The organism is Nocardioides sp. NPDC127503 (assembly GCF_040302165.1).
GTDB lineage: Bacteria > Actinomycetota > Actinomycetes > Propionibacteriales > Nocardioidaceae > Nocardioides.
Map to the genome: position 1 here is coordinate 305,359 of NZ_JBEORH010000001.1, position 18,431 is coordinate 323,789.

At 70.9% G+C, this 18,431-nt stretch carries 18 protein-coding genes; 16 read left to right on the top strand and 2 right to left on the bottom strand.

The genetic code is table 11. The annotated features are described in order from the left end of the window. Positions 1-4: 4 nt before the first annotated feature. Entirely contained in the window at positions 5-838 is an 834-nt protein-coding gene (locus ABTW65_RS01490) for a maleylpyruvate isomerase family mycothiol-dependent enzyme (protein WP_350658007.1), read from the bottom strand. A gap of 80 nt (positions 839-918) precedes the next feature. Between ABTW65_RS01490 and argC the strand changes: the two genes are divergently transcribed. The 10 genes from argC to ABTW65_RS01540 all read left to right on the top strand — a co-directional run bounded on the left by argC (position 919) and on the right by ABTW65_RS01540 (position 9,995). Then, positions 919-1,950, top strand: coding sequence for an N-acetyl-gamma-glutamyl-phosphate reductase (gene argC, locus ABTW65_RS01495; RefSeq protein ID WP_350658008.1), 1,032 nt, complete (start codon positions 919-921; stop codon positions 1,948-1,950). Then, positions 1,947-2,888 carry an acetylglutamate kinase gene (gene argB, locus ABTW65_RS01500; RefSeq protein ID WP_502890530.1) on the top strand — a complete coding sequence of 314 codons (942 nt, stop codon included), beginning with the start codon at positions 1,947-1,949 and terminating at the stop codon, positions 2,886-2,888. The genes argC and argB overlap by 4 nt, the downstream gene beginning before the upstream one ends. Next, entirely contained in the window at positions 2,885-4,066 is a 1,182-nt protein-coding gene (locus ABTW65_RS01505; RefSeq protein WP_350658009.1) for an acetylornithine transaminase, read from the top strand. The genes argB and ABTW65_RS01505 overlap by 4 nt, the downstream gene beginning before the upstream one ends. Beyond that, entirely contained in the window at positions 4,063-4,986 is a 924-nt protein-coding gene (gene argF / locus ABTW65_RS01510) for an ornithine carbamoyltransferase (RefSeq protein ID WP_350658010.1), read from the top strand. Before ABTW65_RS01505 ends, argF begins: the two co-directional genes overlap by 4 nt. Then, positions 4,983-5,510, top strand: a complete 528-nt coding sequence (locus ABTW65_RS01515) for an arginine repressor (RefSeq protein WP_350658012.1) — start codon at positions 4,983-4,985, stop codon at positions 5,508-5,510. Before argF ends, ABTW65_RS01515 begins: the two co-directional genes overlap by 4 nt. A gap of 25 nt (positions 5,511-5,535) precedes the next feature. Beyond that, on the top strand, positions 5,536-6,996 hold the full coding sequence (argG, locus tag ABTW65_RS01520; RefSeq protein WP_350658013.1) for an argininosuccinate synthase: 1,461 nt from the start codon (positions 5,536-5,538) through the stop codon (positions 6,994-6,996). Next, complete coding sequence (locus ABTW65_RS01525) at positions 6,996-7,466, top strand: NUDIX hydrolase (RefSeq protein WP_350658014.1); 471 nt, start codon at positions 6,996-6,998, stop codon at positions 7,464-7,466. The genes argG and ABTW65_RS01525 overlap by 1 nt, the downstream gene beginning before the upstream one ends. Beyond that, on the top strand, positions 7,463-8,884 hold the full coding sequence (gene argH / locus ABTW65_RS01530; RefSeq protein WP_350658015.1) for an argininosuccinate lyase: 1,422 nt from the start codon (positions 7,463-7,465) through the stop codon (positions 8,882-8,884). Before ABTW65_RS01525 ends, argH begins: the two co-directional genes overlap by 4 nt. Further along, positions 8,884-9,453: a DNA-3-methyladenine glycosylase gene (locus ABTW65_RS01535; protein WP_350658016.1), complete on the top strand. Its 570-nt coding sequence runs from the start codon at positions 8,884-8,886 to the stop codon at positions 9,451-9,453. Before argH ends, ABTW65_RS01535 begins: the two co-directional genes overlap by 1 nt. A gap of 122 nt (positions 9,454-9,575) precedes the next feature. Then, positions 9,576-9,995 carry a single-stranded DNA-binding protein gene (locus ABTW65_RS01540; RefSeq protein WP_350658017.1) on the top strand — a complete coding sequence of 140 codons (420 nt, stop codon included), beginning with the start codon at positions 9,576-9,578 and terminating at the stop codon, positions 9,993-9,995. A 162-nt stretch (positions 9,996-10,157) separates the two neighbouring features. Here ABTW65_RS01540 and ABTW65_RS01545 read toward each other — a convergent pair whose 3' ends face one another. Continuing rightward, positions 10,158-11,318: a DUF1015 family protein gene (locus ABTW65_RS01545; RefSeq protein WP_350658018.1), complete on the bottom strand. Its 1,161-nt coding sequence runs from the start codon at positions 11,316-11,318 to the stop codon at positions 10,158-10,160. A 64-nt stretch (positions 11,319-11,382) separates the two neighbouring features. Here ABTW65_RS01545 and ABTW65_RS01550 point away from each other — a divergent pair, with 64 nt between their 5' ends. From ABTW65_RS01550 to steA, 6 genes are all read left to right on the top strand, one after another. Next, entirely contained in the window at positions 11,383-12,432 is a 1,050-nt protein-coding gene (locus ABTW65_RS01550) for an HAD-IIA family hydrolase (protein ID WP_350658019.1), read from the top strand. After that, entirely contained in the window at positions 12,429-12,701 is a 273-nt protein-coding gene (locus tag ABTW65_RS01555; RefSeq protein WP_350658020.1) for a molybdopterin-binding protein, read from the top strand. Before ABTW65_RS01550 ends, ABTW65_RS01555 begins: the two co-directional genes overlap by 4 nt. Positions 12,702-12,712: 11 nt before the next feature. After that, positions 12,713-13,576, top strand: a complete 864-nt coding sequence (locus ABTW65_RS01560; protein WP_350658021.1) for a TlyA family RNA methyltransferase — start codon at positions 12,713-12,715, stop codon at positions 13,574-13,576. Next, positions 13,573-14,568, top strand: a complete 996-nt coding sequence (locus ABTW65_RS01565) for an NAD kinase (RefSeq protein ID WP_502890531.1) — start codon at positions 13,573-13,575, stop codon at positions 14,566-14,568. Before ABTW65_RS01560 ends, ABTW65_RS01565 begins: the two co-directional genes overlap by 4 nt. After that, on the top strand, positions 14,561-16,324 hold the full coding sequence (gene recN, locus ABTW65_RS01570; RefSeq protein ID WP_350658022.1) for a DNA repair protein RecN: 1,764 nt from the start codon (positions 14,561-14,563) through the stop codon (positions 16,322-16,324). Before ABTW65_RS01565 ends, recN begins: the two co-directional genes overlap by 8 nt. A 172-nt stretch (positions 16,325-16,496) precedes the next feature. Beyond that, positions 16,497-18,428: a putative cytokinetic ring protein SteA gene (gene steA, locus ABTW65_RS01575; RefSeq protein WP_350658023.1), complete on the top strand. Its 1,932-nt coding sequence runs from the start codon at positions 16,497-16,499 to the stop codon at positions 18,426-18,428. The last annotated feature ends 3 nt before the right edge of the window (positions 18,429-18,431 follow it).

Below are 18,431 nucleotides of genomic sequence, written 5' to 3' on the forward strand. Positions count from 1 at the left end.
GAGATTAGTCGTCGTCGGTGATCGCCTGGTTCGTCAACGCGCGGAAGCGCTCGTAGACGTCCTTGTCGCCGGTGACCTGGATGCCGTCGTCGTCGCGGCGGCGCCAGAGCCAGGCGTCCAGGTCGGCCGCGGTGCCCTCGATGACCACGTCGGGCTCGGTGCCGGCCGGGATCTCGTCCTGGGAGACGACGCTGAGGTCGGGCTCGTCCTCGAGGCTGTCGCCGTTGGGGCGGGTGCCGGAGACGAGGCCGAGCTCGACCCAGGTCTGGGTGTCGGTGTCGACCGCGTCGACGCGTACGTACTGACCGCCTCCGGCGAAGCTCGCCCACTCCGGCTTGCCGCCGTAGAAGACGTCGAGGATCTCGTCGATCCCGTCGGCAGCCAGGGCCGGGTCGAGCGGCGTCACGGCGCCGGCGGTGAGCTCGGCGTCGAGGCGGTGGATGAGGATCTCGTGGGCCTGCCTGCGGTAGGTGAAGGCGGCGGTCTGGTCCGGCGACCAGGACCAGGTGGGCTCCTCGGGCCCGGTCTGCTCCAGGGTCTTGAGGAACCTCGCGTTGAGCTCGTCGAAGTGGGCGAGCAGCTCCTGGTAGGTCGCGTCCTCCGGGCGCTCCGGCTCGGCGTAGGTCTCGCTGCTGGGCTCGGCCGGCCGACTCTCCAGGACGTACGTCCAGAAGTGCTGCACCTCGGCGGCGACATGCCACAGCAGGTCGGCGGCGGTCCACTCCGGAGCGGTCGGAACCGGGGCGGTGGGGTCCGTGTCTGCGAGTACGGCACGGAAGCGCGCCGACTCCGACCGGATGTGGTCGAGGTAGGCGGTGGGGGTGAGGCGGGTTGTCATGGAGCGAACACTAAAGGCCCACGTCTCAATCTCCGAACGGCTTTTGCGAGATGCATGCAGTCTGACGTATGTTCATACACATGACGAAGAAGCGCGTCGCCGTCGCCGGTGCCAGTGGATATGCCGGAGGTGAGCTGCTCAGGCTGCTGCTGGCCCACCCCGAGGTGGAGATCGGCGCCCTGACCGCCGCCTCCAGTGCGGGCAAGACCCTGGGGAGCCTCCAGCCCCACCTGATCCCGCTCGCCGACCGAGTGCTCGAGCCCACCAACGCCGAGACCTTGGCCGGTCACGACGTCGTCTTCCTGGCGCTGCCGCACGGGGAGTCCGGGCCGATCGCGGCCGGCCTTCCCGACGACGTCGTCGTGATCGACTGCGGCGCCGACTACCGTCTCGCCGACGCCGAGACGTGGACGAAGTTCTACGGCACCGACCACGCCGGCACCTGGCCCTACGGGCTCCCTGAGCTTCCCGGACAGCGGGCAGCGCTCACCTCGGCCAACCGGATCGCGGTGCCGGGCTGCTTCCCGACCGTCTCCACCCTGGCCCTCGCCCCGGCGATCGAGGCTGGCATCGTCGAGCCCGAGGTCGTCGTGGTCGCCGCCACCGGCACCAGCGGCGCGGGGAAGTCGTCCAAGCCGCACCTGATCGGCGCCGAGGTCATGGGCAACGTGAGCGCCTACGGCGTCGGCGGCGTCCACCGGCACACCCCCGAGATCGTCCAGAACCTCTCCGGACTGGTCGACGGCGAGGTGTCGGTCTCGTTCACCCCGGTGCTGGTGCCGATGCCGCGCGGCATCCTGGCCACTTGCTCGGCCAAGCTCGGCGACGGTGTGACGGCGGCCGATGCGCGTGCCGTCTTCGAGAAGGCGTACGGCGAAGAGCCCTTCGTCCACCTGCTGCCCGAGGGCCAGTGGCCCCAGACCCAGGCCGTGCTCGGCTCCAACGCGGTCCACCTGCAGGTGGCCGTCGACGAGGCCGCCGGGCGGCTGGTCGTCGTCGGCGCCGAGGACAACCTCGCCAAGGGCACCGCCGGGGGAGCGATCCAGTGCATGAACCTGGCGCTCGGCCTCGAGGAGACCACCGGCCTGACCACGGTTGGAGTGGCCCCGTGATCGATCTCGAGACCGTCGCCCACGAGCCCGGTCGGCCCGACCCCGCCAAGGCGCGTACGCTCGCCGGCGCCCTGCCGTGGCTGAAGGAGTATCACGGCAAGATCGTCGTGGTGAAGTACGGCGGCAACGCCATGACCGACGACAAGCTCAAGCGTGCCTTCGCCGAGGACATCGCCTTCATGCGGTTCGCCGGCTTCAAGCCGGTCGTCGTGCACGGCGGCGGCCCGCAGATCTCGAGCATGCTCGGCCGGCTCGGCATCGAGTCGGAGTTCCGCGGCGGGCTGAGGGTGACCACCCCGGAGGCCATGGACGTGGTGCGGATGGTCCTGGTCGGCCAGGTCCAGCGTGAGCTCGTCGGGCTGATCAACGAGCACGGCCCGCTGGCCGTCGGGCTCTCCGGCGAGGACGCCGGACTCTTCACCGCCGAGCCGGCCAGCACCGTCATAGACGGTGAGGAGGTCGACCTCGGCCAGGTCGGCGAGGTCGTCGACGTACGTCCCGAATCGGTCCTCGACCTCATCCAGGCCGGCCGGATCCCGGTCGTTTCGAGCGTCGCCCCCGACGTGGACGGCGCCGTCTACAACGTCAATGCCGACCGCGCGGCCTCGGCCCTGGCGGTGGCGCTCGAGGCCGAGAAGCTGCTGGTCCTGACCGACGTCGAGGGCCTCTACCTCGACTGGCCCGACCCCGAGGAGGTCATCGGCGAGATCAGTCCCGAGGCGCTGGAGGGCATCCTCCCGGAGCTGGCCAGCGGGATGATCCCGAAGATGAGCGCCTGCCTCGAGGCGGTCAAGGGCGGCGTCAAGCGCGCCACCGTCGTCGACGGCCGCGCCGAGCACGCCGTGCTGCTGGAGCTGTTCACCGCCGAGGGGGTCGGCACCCAGGTGCTCCCCGGCGTCACCACCAAGACCCGCAAGGCAAGGGAGCTCGACAAATGACCACGTACTCTGAGCGCTACTCCGGCGCCTTGATGAACACCTTCGGCGCTCCCAAGCTGGTCCTCACTCGAGGCGAGGGCGCCCACGTGTGGGACGAGGACGGCAAGGAGTACGTCGACCTGCTGGCCGGCATCGCGGTCAACGCGCTCGGCCACGCCCACCCGGCGCTGGTCTCCGCGGTGACCTCCCAGATGGAGTCCCTCGGCCACGTCTCCAACTTCTTCACCTCCCACCCGCAAGTCGAGCTGGCCGAGGCGCTGCTCGCCCGGGTTCCCGGAGGCGAGAGCGGGCGGGTCTTCTTCACCAACTCCGGCACCGAGGCCAACGAGGCGGGCTTCAAGCTCACCCGGCGCACCGGGCGGAAGCACATCGTGGCTGCTCAGGGCGCCTTCCACGGGCGTTCGATGGGGGCACTGGCGCTGACCGCCAAGGAGGCCTACCGGGCGCCGTTCGAGCCGCTGCCGGGCGAGGTCACCTTCGTCCCCTACGGCGACGCCGAGGCGCTCGCGGCAGCGGTCACCGACGAGACCGCGGCGATCATCCTCGAGCCGATCCAGGGTGAGGCGGGCGTCGTCGTGCCGCCCGCCGACTACCTGGCTGCCGCGCGGGCAGTGGCCGACGAGCACGGCGCGCTGCTCTGGCTCGACGAGGTGCAGTCCGGCCTGGGCCGCACCGGCCGCTGGTTCGCCCACGAGACCTCCGGCGTCACCGCCGACATCGTCACCCTCGCCAAGGGCCTCGGTGGCGGCTTCCCGATCGGTGCCTGCATCGGTCTGGGCAGGGCCGCGACGCTCTTCGAGCCCGGCAACCACGGCACCACCTTCGGTGGCAACCCGGTCGCCTGCGCGGCCGGCCTCGCGGTGGTCAACACCATCGAGACCGACGGGCTCCTCGAGCACGTCACCGTGCTCGGGCAGAAGGTGCGCGACGGCCTCGCCGCCGACCCGCGGGTCACCCGGGTCGACGGGGAGGGCCTCTTCATCGGAGTGGTTCTCGCCGGTCTCGACTCGGGCGCTGTCGCCGCGGCCGCCCTCGAGGCGGGCTTCATCCTCAACAACGCCACGCCCGAGCGGATCCGGATCGTCCCGCCGCTGGTGCTCACCGAGGACGACGCCGAGAGCCTCCTGGCCGCGTGGCCGTCCATCCTCGACGCAGCCCAGGAAGCAGGGGCGAAGTGACCAGACACTTCCTCCGCGACGACGACCTCACCCCGGCCGAGCAGGCCGAGGTGCTGGCGCTCGCGGCTGCGATGAAGCAGGATCCCTACGCCGCGAAGCCGCTCGCCGGTCCGGTGACCGTGGCCACGATCTACGACAAGCCGACGCTGCGGACTCAGGCGTCGTTCTCCTCCGGGATCGCCGAGCTCGGCGGCCACTCGATGCTGGTCGACGGCCGTCTGGCCGGGATCGGTGAGCGGGAGTCGGTCGCCGACGTCGCCCGGGTGCTCGGTCGGCAGGCGGGCGAGATCGTGTGGCGTACGTTCGCGCAGTCGAGCATCGAGGAGATGGCGGCGTACGCCGGGGTGCCGGTCATCAACGCACTGACCGACGAGTTCCACCCCTGCCAGCTGCTTGCCGACCTGTTGACGATTCGGGAGCACAAGGGATCCCTGGCGGGCCTGACCGCGGCGTTCCTCGGCGACGCGGCCTGCAACATGGGCAATTCCTGGGCGCTGGCCGGAGCGATCGCCGGGATGCACGTCCGGTTCGGCGCGCCGGACGGCTACACGCCCGACGCGGAGGTGCTGGTTCGGGCGAAGGAGATCGCCGAGGAGACCGGCGGCTCGGTCACGGTGACCTCGGACCCGGTCGCGGTGGCAGCCGGGGCCGACGTACTCATCACCGACACCTGGGTCTCGATGGGCAAGGAGAGCGAGGCGGCCGCGCGGGCCGCGGTGTTCTCGCCCTACGCGCTCACCACCGGCCTGCTCGGCCACGCCGACCCCGCCGCCGTCGTGCTCCACTGCCTGCCCGCCTACCGCGGCAAGGAGATCGAGGCCGAGGTGCTCGACGGTCCGCGGAGCCTGGTGTGGGACGAGGCGGAGAACCGGCGTCACGCCCAGAAGGCGATCCTGGCCTTCCTGTGGGAGCGACGATGACGACGAACGAGACCCAGCGGCCCGCGACCAAGGGCGCGCGCCAATCCCTGATCGCAGACATCATCTGGGGCCGGGAGATCCGGTCCCAGACCGAGCTCTCCGAGGCGCTGCTCGCCCACGGGGTCCACGTCACCCAGGCAACGCTGTCGCGTGACCTGGACGAGCTCGACGCGGTGAAGGTGCGGGCTCCGTCCGGTGCGCTGGTCTACGCGGTTCCCGGCGAGGGCGGTGACCGCACCGCCGTGGCCCCGGGGGAGTCGGCCAGCGGTCGCAGCAAGCTCGGCCGACTCGCCCGCGAGCTGCTGGTGAGCGCCGACGGCAGTGGGAACCTGGTGGTGCTGCGTACTCCTGCAGGGGGTGCCCAGTACTTCGCCTCCGCCATCGACCGGGCCGAATATCCCGACATCCTCGGCACCATCGCCGGCGACGACACCGTGCTCGTCATCGGCCGCGAGCCCAAGGGCGGCGCTGCGCTCGTCAACCGCTTCCTCAGCCTCGCCGGCAAGACCACAGACATTCCGTAAGTTTCGAAGCAAGGAGCAACATCTCGTGAGCAAGGTCCTGACCTCCCTTCCCAAGGGTGAGCGTGTCGGCATCGCCTTCTCCGGAGGTCTCGACACCTCCGTGGCGGTCGCCTGGATGCGCGACAAGGGCGCGGTGCCGTGTACGTACACCGCCGACATCGGGCAGTACGACGAGCCCGACATCTCCGGCGTCCCGGACCGCGCGATGGCCTACGGCGCCGAGATCGCCCGCGCCATCGACATCAAGCCGCAGCTCGTCGAGGAGGGCTTGGCCGCACTCGCCTGCGGTGCCTTCCACATCCGCTCCGGCGGCCGTGCCTACTTCAACACCACGCCTCTGGGCCGTGCGGTGACCGGCACCATGCTGGTGCGGGCCATGCAGGCCGACGACGTCAACATCTGGGGCGACGGGTCGACCTTCAAGGGCAACGACATCGAGCGGTTCTACCGCTACGGCCTGATGGCCAACCCCGAGCTGCGCATCTACAAGCCGTGGCTCGACGCCGACTTCGTCCACGAGCTTGGTGGACGCCACGAGATGTCGGAGTGGCTGGTCGCTCACAACCTGCCCTACCGCGACTCCACCGAGAAGGCCTACTCCACCGACGCCAACATCTGGGGCGCCACCCACGAGGCCAAGACGCTGGAGCACCTCGACGTGTCGCTGGAGACGGTCGAGCCGATCATGGGCGTGAAGTTCTGGGACCCCTCGGTCTCGATCGAGACCGAGGACGTCTCGGTGTCCTTCGTCGAGGGCCGCCCGGTGGCGATCAACGGCAAGTCCTACACCGACCCCGTCGAGCTGGTCTACGAGGCCAACGCGATCGGCGGCCGCCACGGCCTGGGCATGTCCGACCAGATCGAGAACCGGATCATCGAGGCCAAGTCCCGCGGCATCTACGAGGCGCCCGGCATGGCGTTGCTGTGGGCGGCGTACGAGCGGCTGCTCAACGCGGTGCACAACGAGGACACCATGTCCAACTACTACAACCAGGGCCGCAAGCTCGGCCAGCTGCTCTACGAGGGCCGCTGGCTCGACCCGCAGGCGCTGATGCTGCGCGAGTCCATCCAGCGCTGGATCGCCTCGCTGGTCTCCGGCACGGTCACGCTGCGGCTGCGCCGCGGCGAGGACTACACGATCCTCAACACCGAGGGGTCGCACTTCTCCTACCACCCCGAGAAGCTCTCCATGGAGCGCGTCGAGAACGCCGCCTTCGGCCCCGTCGACCGCATCGGCCAGCTGACCATGCGCAACCTCGACATCGCCGACTCCCGCTCCAAGCTGGAGATCTACGCCGGGCATCCCTTGGACCAGGGAACGGTGCTCGTCGAGCACGGCACCCTCTTCGGCGAGCTGCCGGCTGGCGGCTTCGACCGCATCGCCGCCACCGACGGCAAGCCGCTCCCGGCCGCTCTTCCGAGCGAGGAGACCGTCCTGGACGACACCATCCTCGACGAGGCCGCGCTGGAGGCGGGCAACGACTGATGGTGCGTGTGCACCGCGAGTCCGCGCGGGTTCTCCCGGTCAGCGCCGACGGTGAGGTGCTGCTCCTGCAGGACACCGACCCGGGGAACCCGTTGCGGGGCGCCTACTGGACCAGCATCGGGGGCGCCATCGACCCCGGCGAGGATGCGGTAGGCGCCGCGGCGCGGGAGCTGTGGGAGGAGGCCGGCGTCCGGGTCCTGCCCGAGGCACTGGTCGGCCCTGTCCAGATCCACGCCGACGAGTACACCTGGAACGGCGTCGACTACAGCGGCCACAACACCTACTTCGCCGTCGCCCTCGACCGTGCGGTCGAGATCAGCTTCGCCAACCTCGAGCCGATCGAGATCGGGTCGGTCGTCCAGGCCGGCTGGTGGACGCCGGACAAGCTTCGCGCCGAGGGCACCGCGACCCCGGGCGCACTTCCTGACATCATGGAGATCGCCATCAAAGCCGTACGAGGAGAGTCGTGACCACGCCTGCCAACACCACCAACGAGGGCAAGCTCTGGGGCGGCCGGTTCGCCGGTGGTCCTTCGCCGGAGCTCGAGGCGCTCTCGCGCTCGACGCATTTCGACTGGCGGCTGGCGCTCTACGACATCGCCGGGTCCCACGCCCATGCCAAGGCGCTGGGGGCGGCCGGGCTGCTCACCGGTGACGAGGAGAACGAGATCCACCGGGGTCTGGACGTCCTCGCCGACCGGTTCACCGCCGGACGGCTGCTTCCGGCTGCCTCCGACGAGGACGTACATGGCGCGCTGGAGCGGCTGCTCATCGAGGAGATCGGCCCCGATGTCGGCGGCAAGCTGCGGGCCGGGCGCTCGCGCAACGACCAGATCGCCACTCTCTTCCGGAGCTATCTGCTCGACCACGAGCGGGTGCTGCGTGGGCTCGTGCTCGATCTCATCGAGGCGCTCGCTACGCAGGCCGACGAGAACCTGGGCGCGATCATGCCGGGACGTACGCACCTCCAGCACGCCCAGCCGGTGTTGCTTTCGCACCACCTGATGGCCCACGCCTGGTCGCTGCTGCGCGACGTCGACCGGCTCAACGACTGGCAGGCGCGGGTCGTGTGCGACTCTCCGTACGGGTCCGGGGCGCTCGCGGGGCAGTCGCTCGGGCTCGACCCCGAGCTGGTCGCCTCCGAGCTCGGCTTCACCGGCTCGAGCGCGAACTCGATCGACGGAACTGCTTCGCGTGACTTCGTCGCCGAGTTCGCCTACGTGTGTGCCCAGATCGGCGTCGACATCAGCCGGATCGCCGAGGAGATCATCCTGTGGGCGACCAAGGAGTTCGACTTCGTAACGCTGCACGACTCCTGGTCGACGGGCTCGAGCATCATGCCGCAGAAGAAGAACCCCGACATCTCCGAGCTCGCCCGCGGCAAGGCCGGACGTCTGGTCGGCAACCTGACCGGGCTGCTGACCACGCTGAAGGCGCTGCCGCTGGCGTACAACCGCGACCTGCAGGAGGACAAGGAGCCGGTCTTCGACTCCCTGGACACCCTCGAGGTGCTGCTCCCGGCCTTCACAGGCCAGGTCGCGACGCTGGTCTACAACACCGACCGGATGGCCGAGCTCGCGCCTCAGGGCTTCTCGTTGGCCACCGACATCGCCGAGTGGTTGGTCCGGCAGGGCACCCCGTTCCGGATCGCGCACGAGCTCGCCGGCGCCTGCGTCCAGGCGGCGGAGAAGCGCGGAGTGGAGCTGGACGCGCTCACCGACGAGGAGTTCGCCACGATCTCGCCGGCGCTGACCCCTGACGTACGCCTGGTGCTGACCATCGAGGGCTCGGTCGCGTCCCGCGACGGCCGTGGTGGCACCGCTCCCGACCGGGTCGCCGAGCAGCTCGCCGAGCTCCGGGCCAAGGCTGCCGGGTTCCGTCCGTCGTAGTGCTCGCGAGTCTGCTGAACCAGCGCCCCGAGGTGACCGCTCCGCGGCTCCTCGGGGCGACGCTGTCCTTCGACGGTGTGAAGGTGCGGCTCACCGAGGTGGAGGCGTACGCGGCCGACGATCCCGGCTCGCACGCTTTCCGGGGCGAGACGAACCGCAACCGGGTGATGTTCGGTCCACCGGGGCGGCTCTACGTCTACTTCACCTACGGGATGCACCATTGCGCCAACCTGGTCTGCCATCCGGATGGCGAGCCCGGCGGGATCCTGCTGCGTGCCGGCGAGGTCGTCGACGGGATCGAGGTCGCCCGGGAACGACGTGGAGCGGTACGCGACGTCGATCTCGCCCGCGGACCCGCGCGGCTCTGCTCGGCGCTCGGGATCGATCTCACCATGAACGGGACCACGGACTTCGAGCTGGATTTGGCGCCGGCCGAGACGTGGGCGGCGATCGAGGTTGCCTCCGGGCCGCGGGTCGGGCTGCGTCTCGCCCCGGACCGTCCCTGGCGGTTCTGGGTCTCAGGTGACCCGACGGTCTCGCCCTATCGGCCGGCCAAAGCGCTCGGATAGCTGCTCGGACGGGCCGATGACCGTCCACAGGCCTGGTTCGGACCGGGGTTCTCCACAGGCCGCGCGGGCTCGAGCGGGACTGTCGGTGCCCCTGAACAGGATGGTGGTCGGAGGTGATCGAGATGACGGTCGCAAGGGTAGAGAAGGAGCCATCACCGGACGATGGCGAGCGGATCGGGCCGGCCGGCGGGCTGGCGACGGTCAACGAGGTGCGGTTGATCGGTCGGCTGTCGCTGGCCGCCGAGGAGAAGGAGCTGCCGAGCGGGGATCAGCTCACCGCGTTTCGCGTGGTCGTGAACAGACCACGTGACAAACGCCGGGGGAGCCGGGTGCAGATCGACGCGCTCGAATGTCACACCTGGGTCGCCCGGGTCCGCCGAGCCGCGATGACCTGGCAGGTCGGAGACGTCATCGAGGTCAACGGCTCCCTACGTCGCAGGTTCTTCAAGACCGGCGGCCGGCTGCAGTCGATGACCGAGGTGGAGGTGTCGTCGGCCAGACGGGTGAGCCGAGCCGCCGCCGCGACCAGGCAGGCCAGTTAGGGCCTGTTTCGGAATGTGGGAGGCGCCGGCTCCGCGCCGCCCAGCACGCACTCTCGCGGCGTTGCCGCCTCTCGACAGACACCCGGTATGCCTTCGAGGCGGCGCCTTGCGAGAGTACGCGCTGGACGACGCGGCGCTCGGCGCCACATTCCGAAACAGCCCCTAATGGCGCGACTTCTCCAGCCGCGCCGAGTCGAGAAGACGGATGAGCACGCCCGGGTGCGGCTTGGGCTGGAACGAGGTCGCCTTCTCCGGGAGCAGCTGCCCGATCGAGGCGGAGGAGAGGATGGTGTCGAACGTCGGTGCTGCCAGCAGCACGGCGACGTCGCGGCCCGGGCGGGCCCGCTTCAGCGCCGCATCGACCTGGTGGGCGTGCAGCACCCGCGATGGCTGCTTGCGCAGCTCCGGGAGGACGCGATCGTGCAGATAGCCGACATCGCCGGTGATCGGGGTGTTGGCGGTGTCGACGTCGAGGGTGGCCCAGCCGCGGCCGTCGCTGAGCACGATGACGCCGGGTCCGAGCCTGCTCAGCGCGGCGTCGCGGCCGCCGGCGGTCCACTCGGCGCCGACGGACTCGGCCGCGGCCCGTAGGTCGCGCAGGTTCACGCCCGCCAGCACCCGGTGGATCGCTCCGAGCTGCAACGGCGTGTCGTCCTGGTCGATGAGCATCGCCAGACCGAAGTCGGTCGCGGCGCCGTCGCCGGGCTCGGCGAGACCCTGGAGCTCGGCGTACGCCGCATAGCGGTGGTGTCCGTCGGCGATCAGTGCCTGCTGGCTCGCCCATGCCTTGCGCAGCTGCGCGATCAGCGCCTCGTCGGTGATCGCCCAGACGCGATGGTGCTGGCCGCCGTGGTCGTCGTACTGCTCCTCGGGAGTGCCGCTCTGCACCCGGTCGAGCAGGGCCGCGATCCCGTCGGGGGCGTGGTAGGTGAGCAGGATCGGTGCAGGATGCACCCGCATCTGCCGCATCCGGGAGGCCAGCTGCTCGGCCTGGGCGGTGCGTACGCCTTCATGGGGGATGACCGCGGCAACCGCGGGGTCGTCGGTGCGGTGCGAGACGTCGAGGATCCCGACGACGCCACGCACCGTGATCCCCGCAGCGGTGTACTCGTGGAGGTAGAGCGCGAGGTCCTGGTGCTGGCGCAGATCGCCACGCGCCAGCCACGAGCTGATCCGGGAGGCGACCCCTCGATAGGGGCGGGAGTAGAGCCTCGCGGAGGTCGGGTCACCGATCCGCGAAGGCGCCAACGAGAGCGCTCGAAATGGCTCCAGGCGCAGCGGACGCCCGAGGTACGGCGCCCTGACCACACCCGTATCGTCCATCCGCACATCGTAGGGTCACACTGGTGCCATTCGCCGAACCCCCGACTCAGAGAAGGAACTTCGTGTGCTGACCGGCCATCAGTTGAAGAACTCAGCCCAGGCGCTCGCCGCCGCCCATGACGTGGCCATGCTCGACCTCGACGGTGTGGTCTACATCGGCGGCACAGCGGTCCGGCGCGCCCCCGAGTCGCTCGCCGCCGCACGCGAGGCCGGCCTCAGGCTGGCGTTCATCACCAACAACGCCGCCCGGCCCCCGGCCAAAGTCGCCGAGAACATCCGCAACCTGGGGATCGAGGCGACCGCCGAGGACGTGGTCACCTCGGCGCAGGCCGCCGCGCGTGTCCTTGCCGAGCGCCTCGCCCCGGGAGCGAAGGTCGTCAACCTCGGTGCCGCCGGGCTGCGCGAGCCGCTCGAGGCGGCCGGACTGGTGCCGGTGGCCGTCGACGAGGACGCCGAGGCGATCGTCACCGGCTACAACCCCGAGCTGTTGTGGAAGGACATCCTGCGCGCGGCCGTGCGGATCAAGGACGGGCTCTTCTGGGTCGCCAGCAACACCGACATGACCTTCCCAGCTGCCTACGGCATCGCGCCGGGCCACGGCGTCCTGGTCGACACCCTGCGCCGCTTCTCTGGCATCGAGCCGGTCGTGGCGGGCAAGCCGTCCCGACCGCTGCTGGAGGAGACCATCCGGCGCACCGAGGCCGATCACCCGCTGATGGTCGGCGACCGGCTCGACACCGACATCGAGGGCGGCCGCAACGCCGGCATCGACACGCTGCTGGTGCTCACCGGGGTCACCGGGCTCGAGGACCTGGTCGCGGCCGAGCCGCAGCGGCGGCCCTCCTACATCTCCGCCGACCTGGGCGGGTTGCTGGAGGCCCATCCGGCGCCGGAGACCGACGGCACGACCGCGCGACTCGGCGGCTGGACGGCAGAGGTACGCGACGGTGAGCTGCGAGTCACCGGCGAAGGCGCCACCGATGACTGGTGGCGAGTGGCCGCGGCCGGCGCCTGGGCACACTTGGACGCCACCGGATCGGTGGCCACGATCGGCGCACAGGCCGTGCCGCCTCGCCCGGATGCCGACGGCGGGACGGTAGTCTCGGCCTCATGAGCGAGCAGCATTTCGACGAGACTCCGGCCGAGGCCTCGGCCGGGCTGGGTGGCGCCGGCACGGCGCCGCACACCGGTGTCGCCCGCGTCGACGCGGTGCTCGAGACGCTGGACCGGCTCGACGAGCTGCCGCTGACCGAGCACGTCGGTGTCTTCGAGGCCGCTCACACCGAGCTGCGTCGCGCCCTGGACCCCGACACCGGGACCCACGACGCGATGGCCCGGGTCGCCGCGGCGTCCGGCGAGTCCCAGCCGACCGACCAGCCCTGAGAGGCGAGCGCATGCCTCCTCGCCGCCTGCGCCTCGACGCCGAGCTGGTCCGGCGCAAGCTGGCCCGCTCCCGCGAGCACGCCAGCGAGCTGATCGCCGCCGGGCGGGTCACGGTCTCGGGAAACCGAGCCACCAAGCCGGCCACGGGTGTGACCACCGATGTCGCGATCGTGGTCACCGAAGACCCCGACCGACCCGACTTCGTCTCCCGCGGCGGGCACAAGCTCGCCGGCGCACTCGCGGCGTTCGAACCGCTGGGACTCTCGGTCAAGGGCCGCCGCTGCCTCGACGCCGGCGCGTCGACGGGCGGGTTCACCGACGTACTGCTGCGCAACGAGGCCCGACAGGTCGTCGCCGTCGACGTCGGCTACGGCCAGCTCGCCTGGCGGCTGCAGCAGGACGAGCGGGTCGTCGTCCACGACCGCACCAACATCCGCGACCTCTTCCTCGACGTGGTCGGCGAACCCGTCGACGTCGTCGTCGGCGACCTCTCCTTCATCTCCCTCGAGCTCGTCCTGGACGCGCTGATCCGGGTGACCAGCCCCGACGGTGACCTGGCGCTGATGGTCAAGCCCCAGTTCGAGGTCGGCAAGGACCGCGTCGGCAAGGGTGGCGTGGTCCGCGACCCTGTCCTGCGAGCCGAGGCCGTCAACGCCGTCGCTGCGGCCGCCGCGAGGCGAGGTTGGGGTGCACGCGCAGTCACGACCAGCCCGCTCCCGGGCCCGTCGGGCAACGTCGAGTTCTTCCTGTGGCTGCGCCGCGGCGAGGCCACCGTCACCGAGGCGGAGATCGAGGAAGCCGTGCGCGAGCAGCGCGGCCTGGAGAGCCCCGCCACCGGGGTTGTGTCGGTGCCGTCTGAGAAGGTTGATCCGTGACTGACGCCGACACCGCCCAGGTGGACCCAGCGCCTGTGGACCCAGCCGAGGTTCGGCGGGTCTTCATGCTCATCCACACCGGGCGCGAGGAGGCCCGCGAGGTCGGCCTCGCCTGTGCCAAGTCGCTGGCGGTCCACGGCATCGTGGTCCGGGTGCTGGCCAGTGAGGCCGCCGACCTGGGCATCGACCCGGAGGCGTACGAACCGAAGCTCGAGCTCGCCGCCGACGAGGACGAAGCGAGCCGCGACTGCGAGCTGGCGCTGGTCATCGGCGGCGACGGCACCATCCTGCGTGCGGCCGAGATCGTCCAGCCCCACCGCACCCCGGTGCTCGGGGTCAACCTGGGACACGTCGGGTTCCTGGCGGAGGCGGAGTACGACGACGTCGAGTCGACGATCGAGGCGATCGTGCAGCGTCGTTACACCTCCGAGGACCGCCTCGCGCTCGAGGTCAGCGTCTTCGAGGACGGCAAGAAGGTCTTCCGTACGTTCGCGGTCAACGAGGCCAGCGTCGAGAAGGCCGCACGCGAGCGGATGCTCGAGGTCGTCGTCGAGATCGACGGCCGGCCGCTGTCGAGGTGGGGCTGCGACGGCGTCGTCTGCGCGACCCCGACCGGCTCGACTGCCTACAACTTCTCCGCCGGCGGCCCGGTCGTGTGGCCGGGCGTCGAGGCGCTGCTGCTGACCCCGATCAGCGCCCACGCCCTCTTCGCGCGGGCCATGGTGGTCGCGCCGACCTCGGTGCTGGCCGTCGAGGTCATCTCGCGCGCCGACGGCGCCGGCGTCCTCTGGTGCGACGGCCGGCGTTCCTACGACCTGGGCCCTGGCGCCCGGATCGAGGTCACCCGGGGGGTGGAGCCTGTGAGACTCGTCCGCCTGCACCAGGCCCCGTTCACGGATCGTCTGGTGCGGAAGTTCGGACTGTCTGTGGAGGGATGGCGAGGCGCCGCGGAACGGCGTCCGTTCAGGATGAACGGAGGCGAGAATGCTTGAGGAGATCAGGATCTCCGGACTCGGGATCATCGAGTCCTCGACCCTGGAGCTCGGACCAGGGCTGACCGTGGTGACCGGTGAGACCGGCGCGGGCAAGACCATGATCGTGACCGCGCTCGGGCTGCTGCTCGGCGGCCGCGGCGACGCCGGCTCGGTCCGCAAGGGCAAGAAGGCGGCTCGGGTCGAGGGCGTCATCGATGCCCGGTCGCTGCCTGGCGTCGTCGAGGCGACCGAGGAGGCCGGGGGAGAGGTCGAGGATGGCCGCGTCCTGGTGGCCCGCACCGTCGCCGCCGAAGGCCGAGCGAGGGCGTACGTCGGGGGAGCGACCGTTCCGGTCGCGACCCTCGGATCAGTGACCTCGCCGCTGGTCGCGGTCCACGGCCAGTCCGACCAGCACCGGCTGCTGCAGCCGCGTGCCCAGCGCGACTCGCTCGACCGCTTCGGCGGTGACGCGGTCGCCAAGCTCATCGCCGCCTACGGCGACATCCACGCCCAGCTCCAGAAGGTCGAGCGCGAGCTCGACGAGGTCACCACCCACGCCCGTGAGCGGGCGCAGGAGGCCGACCTGCTCCGCTTCGGCCTCGGCGAGGTCGAAGAGATCTCACCCGAGTCCGGCGAGGACGTCACCCTCGCCCAGGAGGAGGAGAAGCTCGGCTACGCCGACACGCTGCGCACCGCCGCCGAGCAGGCCCGCGAGGCGCTCTCCTCGGAGGTCGATGCCCCCGACGCGCTGGGCGCCATCTCGGCCGCGCGCCAAGCCCTTGACGGCGTACGCGACCACGACCCCGACGCCGCCTCCCTGGCCGACCGCCTCGCGGAGGTCTCCTACCTGCTCTCCGACCTCGCCGCCGACGTCGCCTCCTACGCGACCGCGATCGAGACCGACCCGGCCCGGCTCTCCGTGGTCTCCGAGCGCCGCGCGGCCCTGACCGCGCTGACCCGGAAGTACGGCGAGACCATCGACGAGGTGCTCGCCTGGGCCGAGACCGGCGCCAAGCGCCTGCTCGAGCTCGACTCCGACGACGACCGGATCGAGGAGCTCCGCGGGGAGCGTACGCAGCTGCGAGCCGACCTCGCCGAGGCCGGCCTGGCGCTGTCCGCCGCCCGCACCGACGCCGCCGGCGCGCTGGCCGAGGCGGTCAGCGACGAGCTCACCGGACTGGCCATGCCGCATGCACGACTGGTGGTCGACGTACGCCAGAAGGAGACCGACCCGCCCGCGTCGGAGGACGAGCCACACGCACCGCTGAAGGTCGGCTCGGGCAAGGCCCTGCGCTGGCTGCGCTACGGCTCCAACGGCCTCGACGAGGTCGAGCTGCTGCTGGCCGCCAACACCGGCTCGGAGCCCCGCCCGCTCCACAAGGGCGCCTCCGGCGGTGAGCTCTCCAGGGTGATGCTGGCGATCGAGGTGGTCCTGGCGGCCACCAGCCCGGTCCCGACCTTTGTCTTCGATGAGGTCGACGCCGGCGTCGGCGGCACTGCCGCGGTCGAGATCGGCCGCCGCCTCGCCCATCTGGCCCGCACGGCCCAGGTCCTGGTCGTCACCCACCTGCCCCAGGTCGCCGCCTTCGCCGATCACCACGTCGCCGTCGAGAAGACCAGCGACGGCGTGGTCACCAGCTCCGGCCTCACCGTCCTCGACGACGAGTCCCGCGAGCGCGAGCTCTCCCGCATGCTGGCCGGGCTGACGGCCTCCGACACCGCCATCGCCCACGCCCGCGAGCTCCTCGAGGTGGCCCGCGCGGCGAAGGCCTGACCCCGCGCCGAAACCTCAGTTCTGGCGACCCGAATCGGTCGTTGTGGCGAACGACACACGCCACAACGACCGATTCGACCACCAAACGAGCGCATTCGGCCGCCACAACTACCGACTCGCCGGATGGGAGATCCGGGAACGCGCCGTGGCGCCGGGGGAGGATTGGCGGGACATGAGACTGCCTACTCGCCAGATTCCCTCCGTACTCCCAGGCATCCGCGGCACGCTCCGCTCGGGGCGGCCGACCAGGGCGCTGATCCCGCGGCTCAAAGAGGGCGACATCGCGGTCATCGACCATGTCGACCTGGACCGCAGCACCGCGCTGGCGATCGTGGCCAAGGGCGTGATCGCCGTGGTCAACGCCCAGCCGATGGTCTCCGGACGCTACCCGAACCGCGGCCCGCAGACGCTGGCCGACGCGGGGATCGTGCTGATCGACAAGATCGGCGAGGCGGGCCTGGAGAAGCTGGTCGACGGGCGGAAGGCCCGGATCCTCGACGGCGAGATCTTCGACGGTGAGCAGCTGCTGACCTCGGGCCGTGCGCTCGACCAGGAGTCGCTCGAGAAGGACCTCGAGGACGCCAAGCGCGGCCTGAGCTCCCACCTGGACCTCTTCACGCACAACAGCAGCGAGCTGCTCAAGCGCGAGGAGGAGGTGCTGCTGCACGGCAACGGCGTACCTCCTCTGGATACGCCGCTGGCCGGTCGCCCCGTCGTGGTGGTCGCCGACCACCCCGACCTGGACCGGTTGCTCGGCGACCTCGCCGGCTTCCTGCGCGAGCAGCGCCCGGCGATCATCGCGGTGGGTCCGGCGGCGAAGAGGCTGTCCAAGAAGCAGGTACGCCACGCCGTGATCGTCCTGGGCCCCGACACCGACACCTACCCCGAACCGAAGGTGCTCACCAGCGCCGCCGAGGTCGTCCTCGCGCCCGGCGCCTCCGCGAGCGAGAACGCCACCGAGCTCCTCGACCGGATCGGCGTGCAGCCGAAGCGGTTCGAGTCGGCCCTCGCCCCCGAGGACGCGGCCCTCCTGGTCGCCTACGCCCAGCACCCCTCGCTGGTGGTCGGGGCCGGGCTGAGCACGACGCTGACCGACTTCCTCGAGGATCAGCGCCCGGGCCTGGCCGGCACCTACCTGACCCGGCTCGCGCTCGGCCCGACGCTGATCGACGCCTCGGCGGTCCCGGCGGTGCGCCGCAAGGAGCCCCGCAGCCGTCGCCTCGTTCTCCCGGTCCTGGCCGCGGTGACGGCGCTGGCGATCGGTGTACCCGCCGGCATCTGGACCGCCGACCGCGACATCACCGCGATCGGTGCGGGAATCGTGAACAGAGCGGGCGACGGAGCCGCGGCGAGCCCGACCTCCGGCGAGAGCGAGACGAAAGACGCGAAGGAGCCGCAGCAGAGCGCCGAGGCCCAGTTCGTCGCCGAGGCCGGCGACGCGCTCCTGCCCGGCAGGCTCACCGGCCAGAAGGTCGCCGTCGTCACCCTCCCCGGCGCCGACCAGAAGACGGTCGCCGCGCTCACCGGCAACATCAAGTCGGCCGGCGGCGAGACCACAGGGGTGCTCGACGTACGACCGAATCTGCTGGACCCCGACCGCAAGCAGTACGTCGACAGCCTGGCCACCCAGCTGGTCAAGCAGCTGGGCCGCGGCGACGCCGGACAGGCGACCTATCAGCGGATGGGCCAGGTGATCGGGGAGACCTACGCCGGCACGAAGCCGCCCGCGGCGTTCGACCAGCCGGCCAAGACCGCCGCTGTGGCGTTGCTCACCGGCGACCTGGTCAAGGCCCAGGGACGGCCGACCGGACCGGCCGGCCTCGTCCTGGTCGTCCTCGGCGAGGACAGCAAGGACACGACCGCGGTCGAGGGTCTGGTCGAGGGCCTCGGCGCGACCACGAAAGGCCTGGTCGTGACCGCACCGACGGGCTCCGAGGATCTCGAGACGCTCCGCGCAAACGACTGGCCGGGCTGGTTCGCGTCGGTCGACGGGATCGAGACCACGACCGGTCAGGTCGCCGCTCCGCTCGCGCTGGCTCGACAGACGAGTCAACAAGGTGGCGATTTCGGTGCGTCAGGTTTCGGTGGCCTGCTGAAGCGTTGATAG

Coding starts and splice junctions, on each gene's coding strand:
- ABTW65_RS01540 (WP_350658017.1), top strand. CDS start 9,576: ATGACGGTCGCAAGGGTAGAGAAGGAGCCATCACCGGACGATGGCGAG.
- ABTW65_RS01525 (WP_350658014.1), top strand. CDS start 6,996: ATGGTGCGTGTGCACCGCGAGTCCGCGCGGGTTCTCCCGGTCAGCGCC.
- ABTW65_RS01515 (WP_350658012.1), top strand. CDS start 4,983: ATGACGACGAACGAGACCCAGCGGCCCGCGACCAAGGGCGCGCGCCAA.
- steA (WP_350658023.1), top strand. CDS start 16,497: ATGAGACTGCCTACTCGCCAGATTCCCTCCGTACTCCCAGGCATCCGC.
- ABTW65_RS01505 (WP_350658009.1), top strand. CDS start 2,885: ATGACCACGTACTCTGAGCGCTACTCCGGCGCCTTGATGAACACCTTC.
- ABTW65_RS01545 (WP_350658018.1), bottom strand. CDS start 11,318: ATGGACGATACGGGTGTGGTCAGGGCGCCGTACCTCGGGCGTCCGCTG.
- recN (WP_350658022.1), top strand. CDS start 14,561: ATGCTTGAGGAGATCAGGATCTCCGGACTCGGGATCATCGAGTCCTCG.
- ABTW65_RS01555 (WP_350658020.1), top strand. CDS start 12,429: ATGAGCGAGCAGCATTTCGACGAGACTCCGGCCGAGGCCTCGGCCGGG.
- ABTW65_RS01560 (WP_350658021.1), top strand. CDS start 12,713: ATGCCTCCTCGCCGCCTGCGCCTCGACGCCGAGCTGGTCCGGCGCAAG.
- ABTW65_RS01490 (WP_350658007.1), bottom strand. CDS start 838: ATGACAACCCGCCTCACCCCCACCGCCTACCTCGACCACATCCGGTCG.
- argC (WP_350658008.1), top strand. CDS start 919: ATGACGAAGAAGCGCGTCGCCGTCGCCGGTGCCAGTGGATATGCCGGA.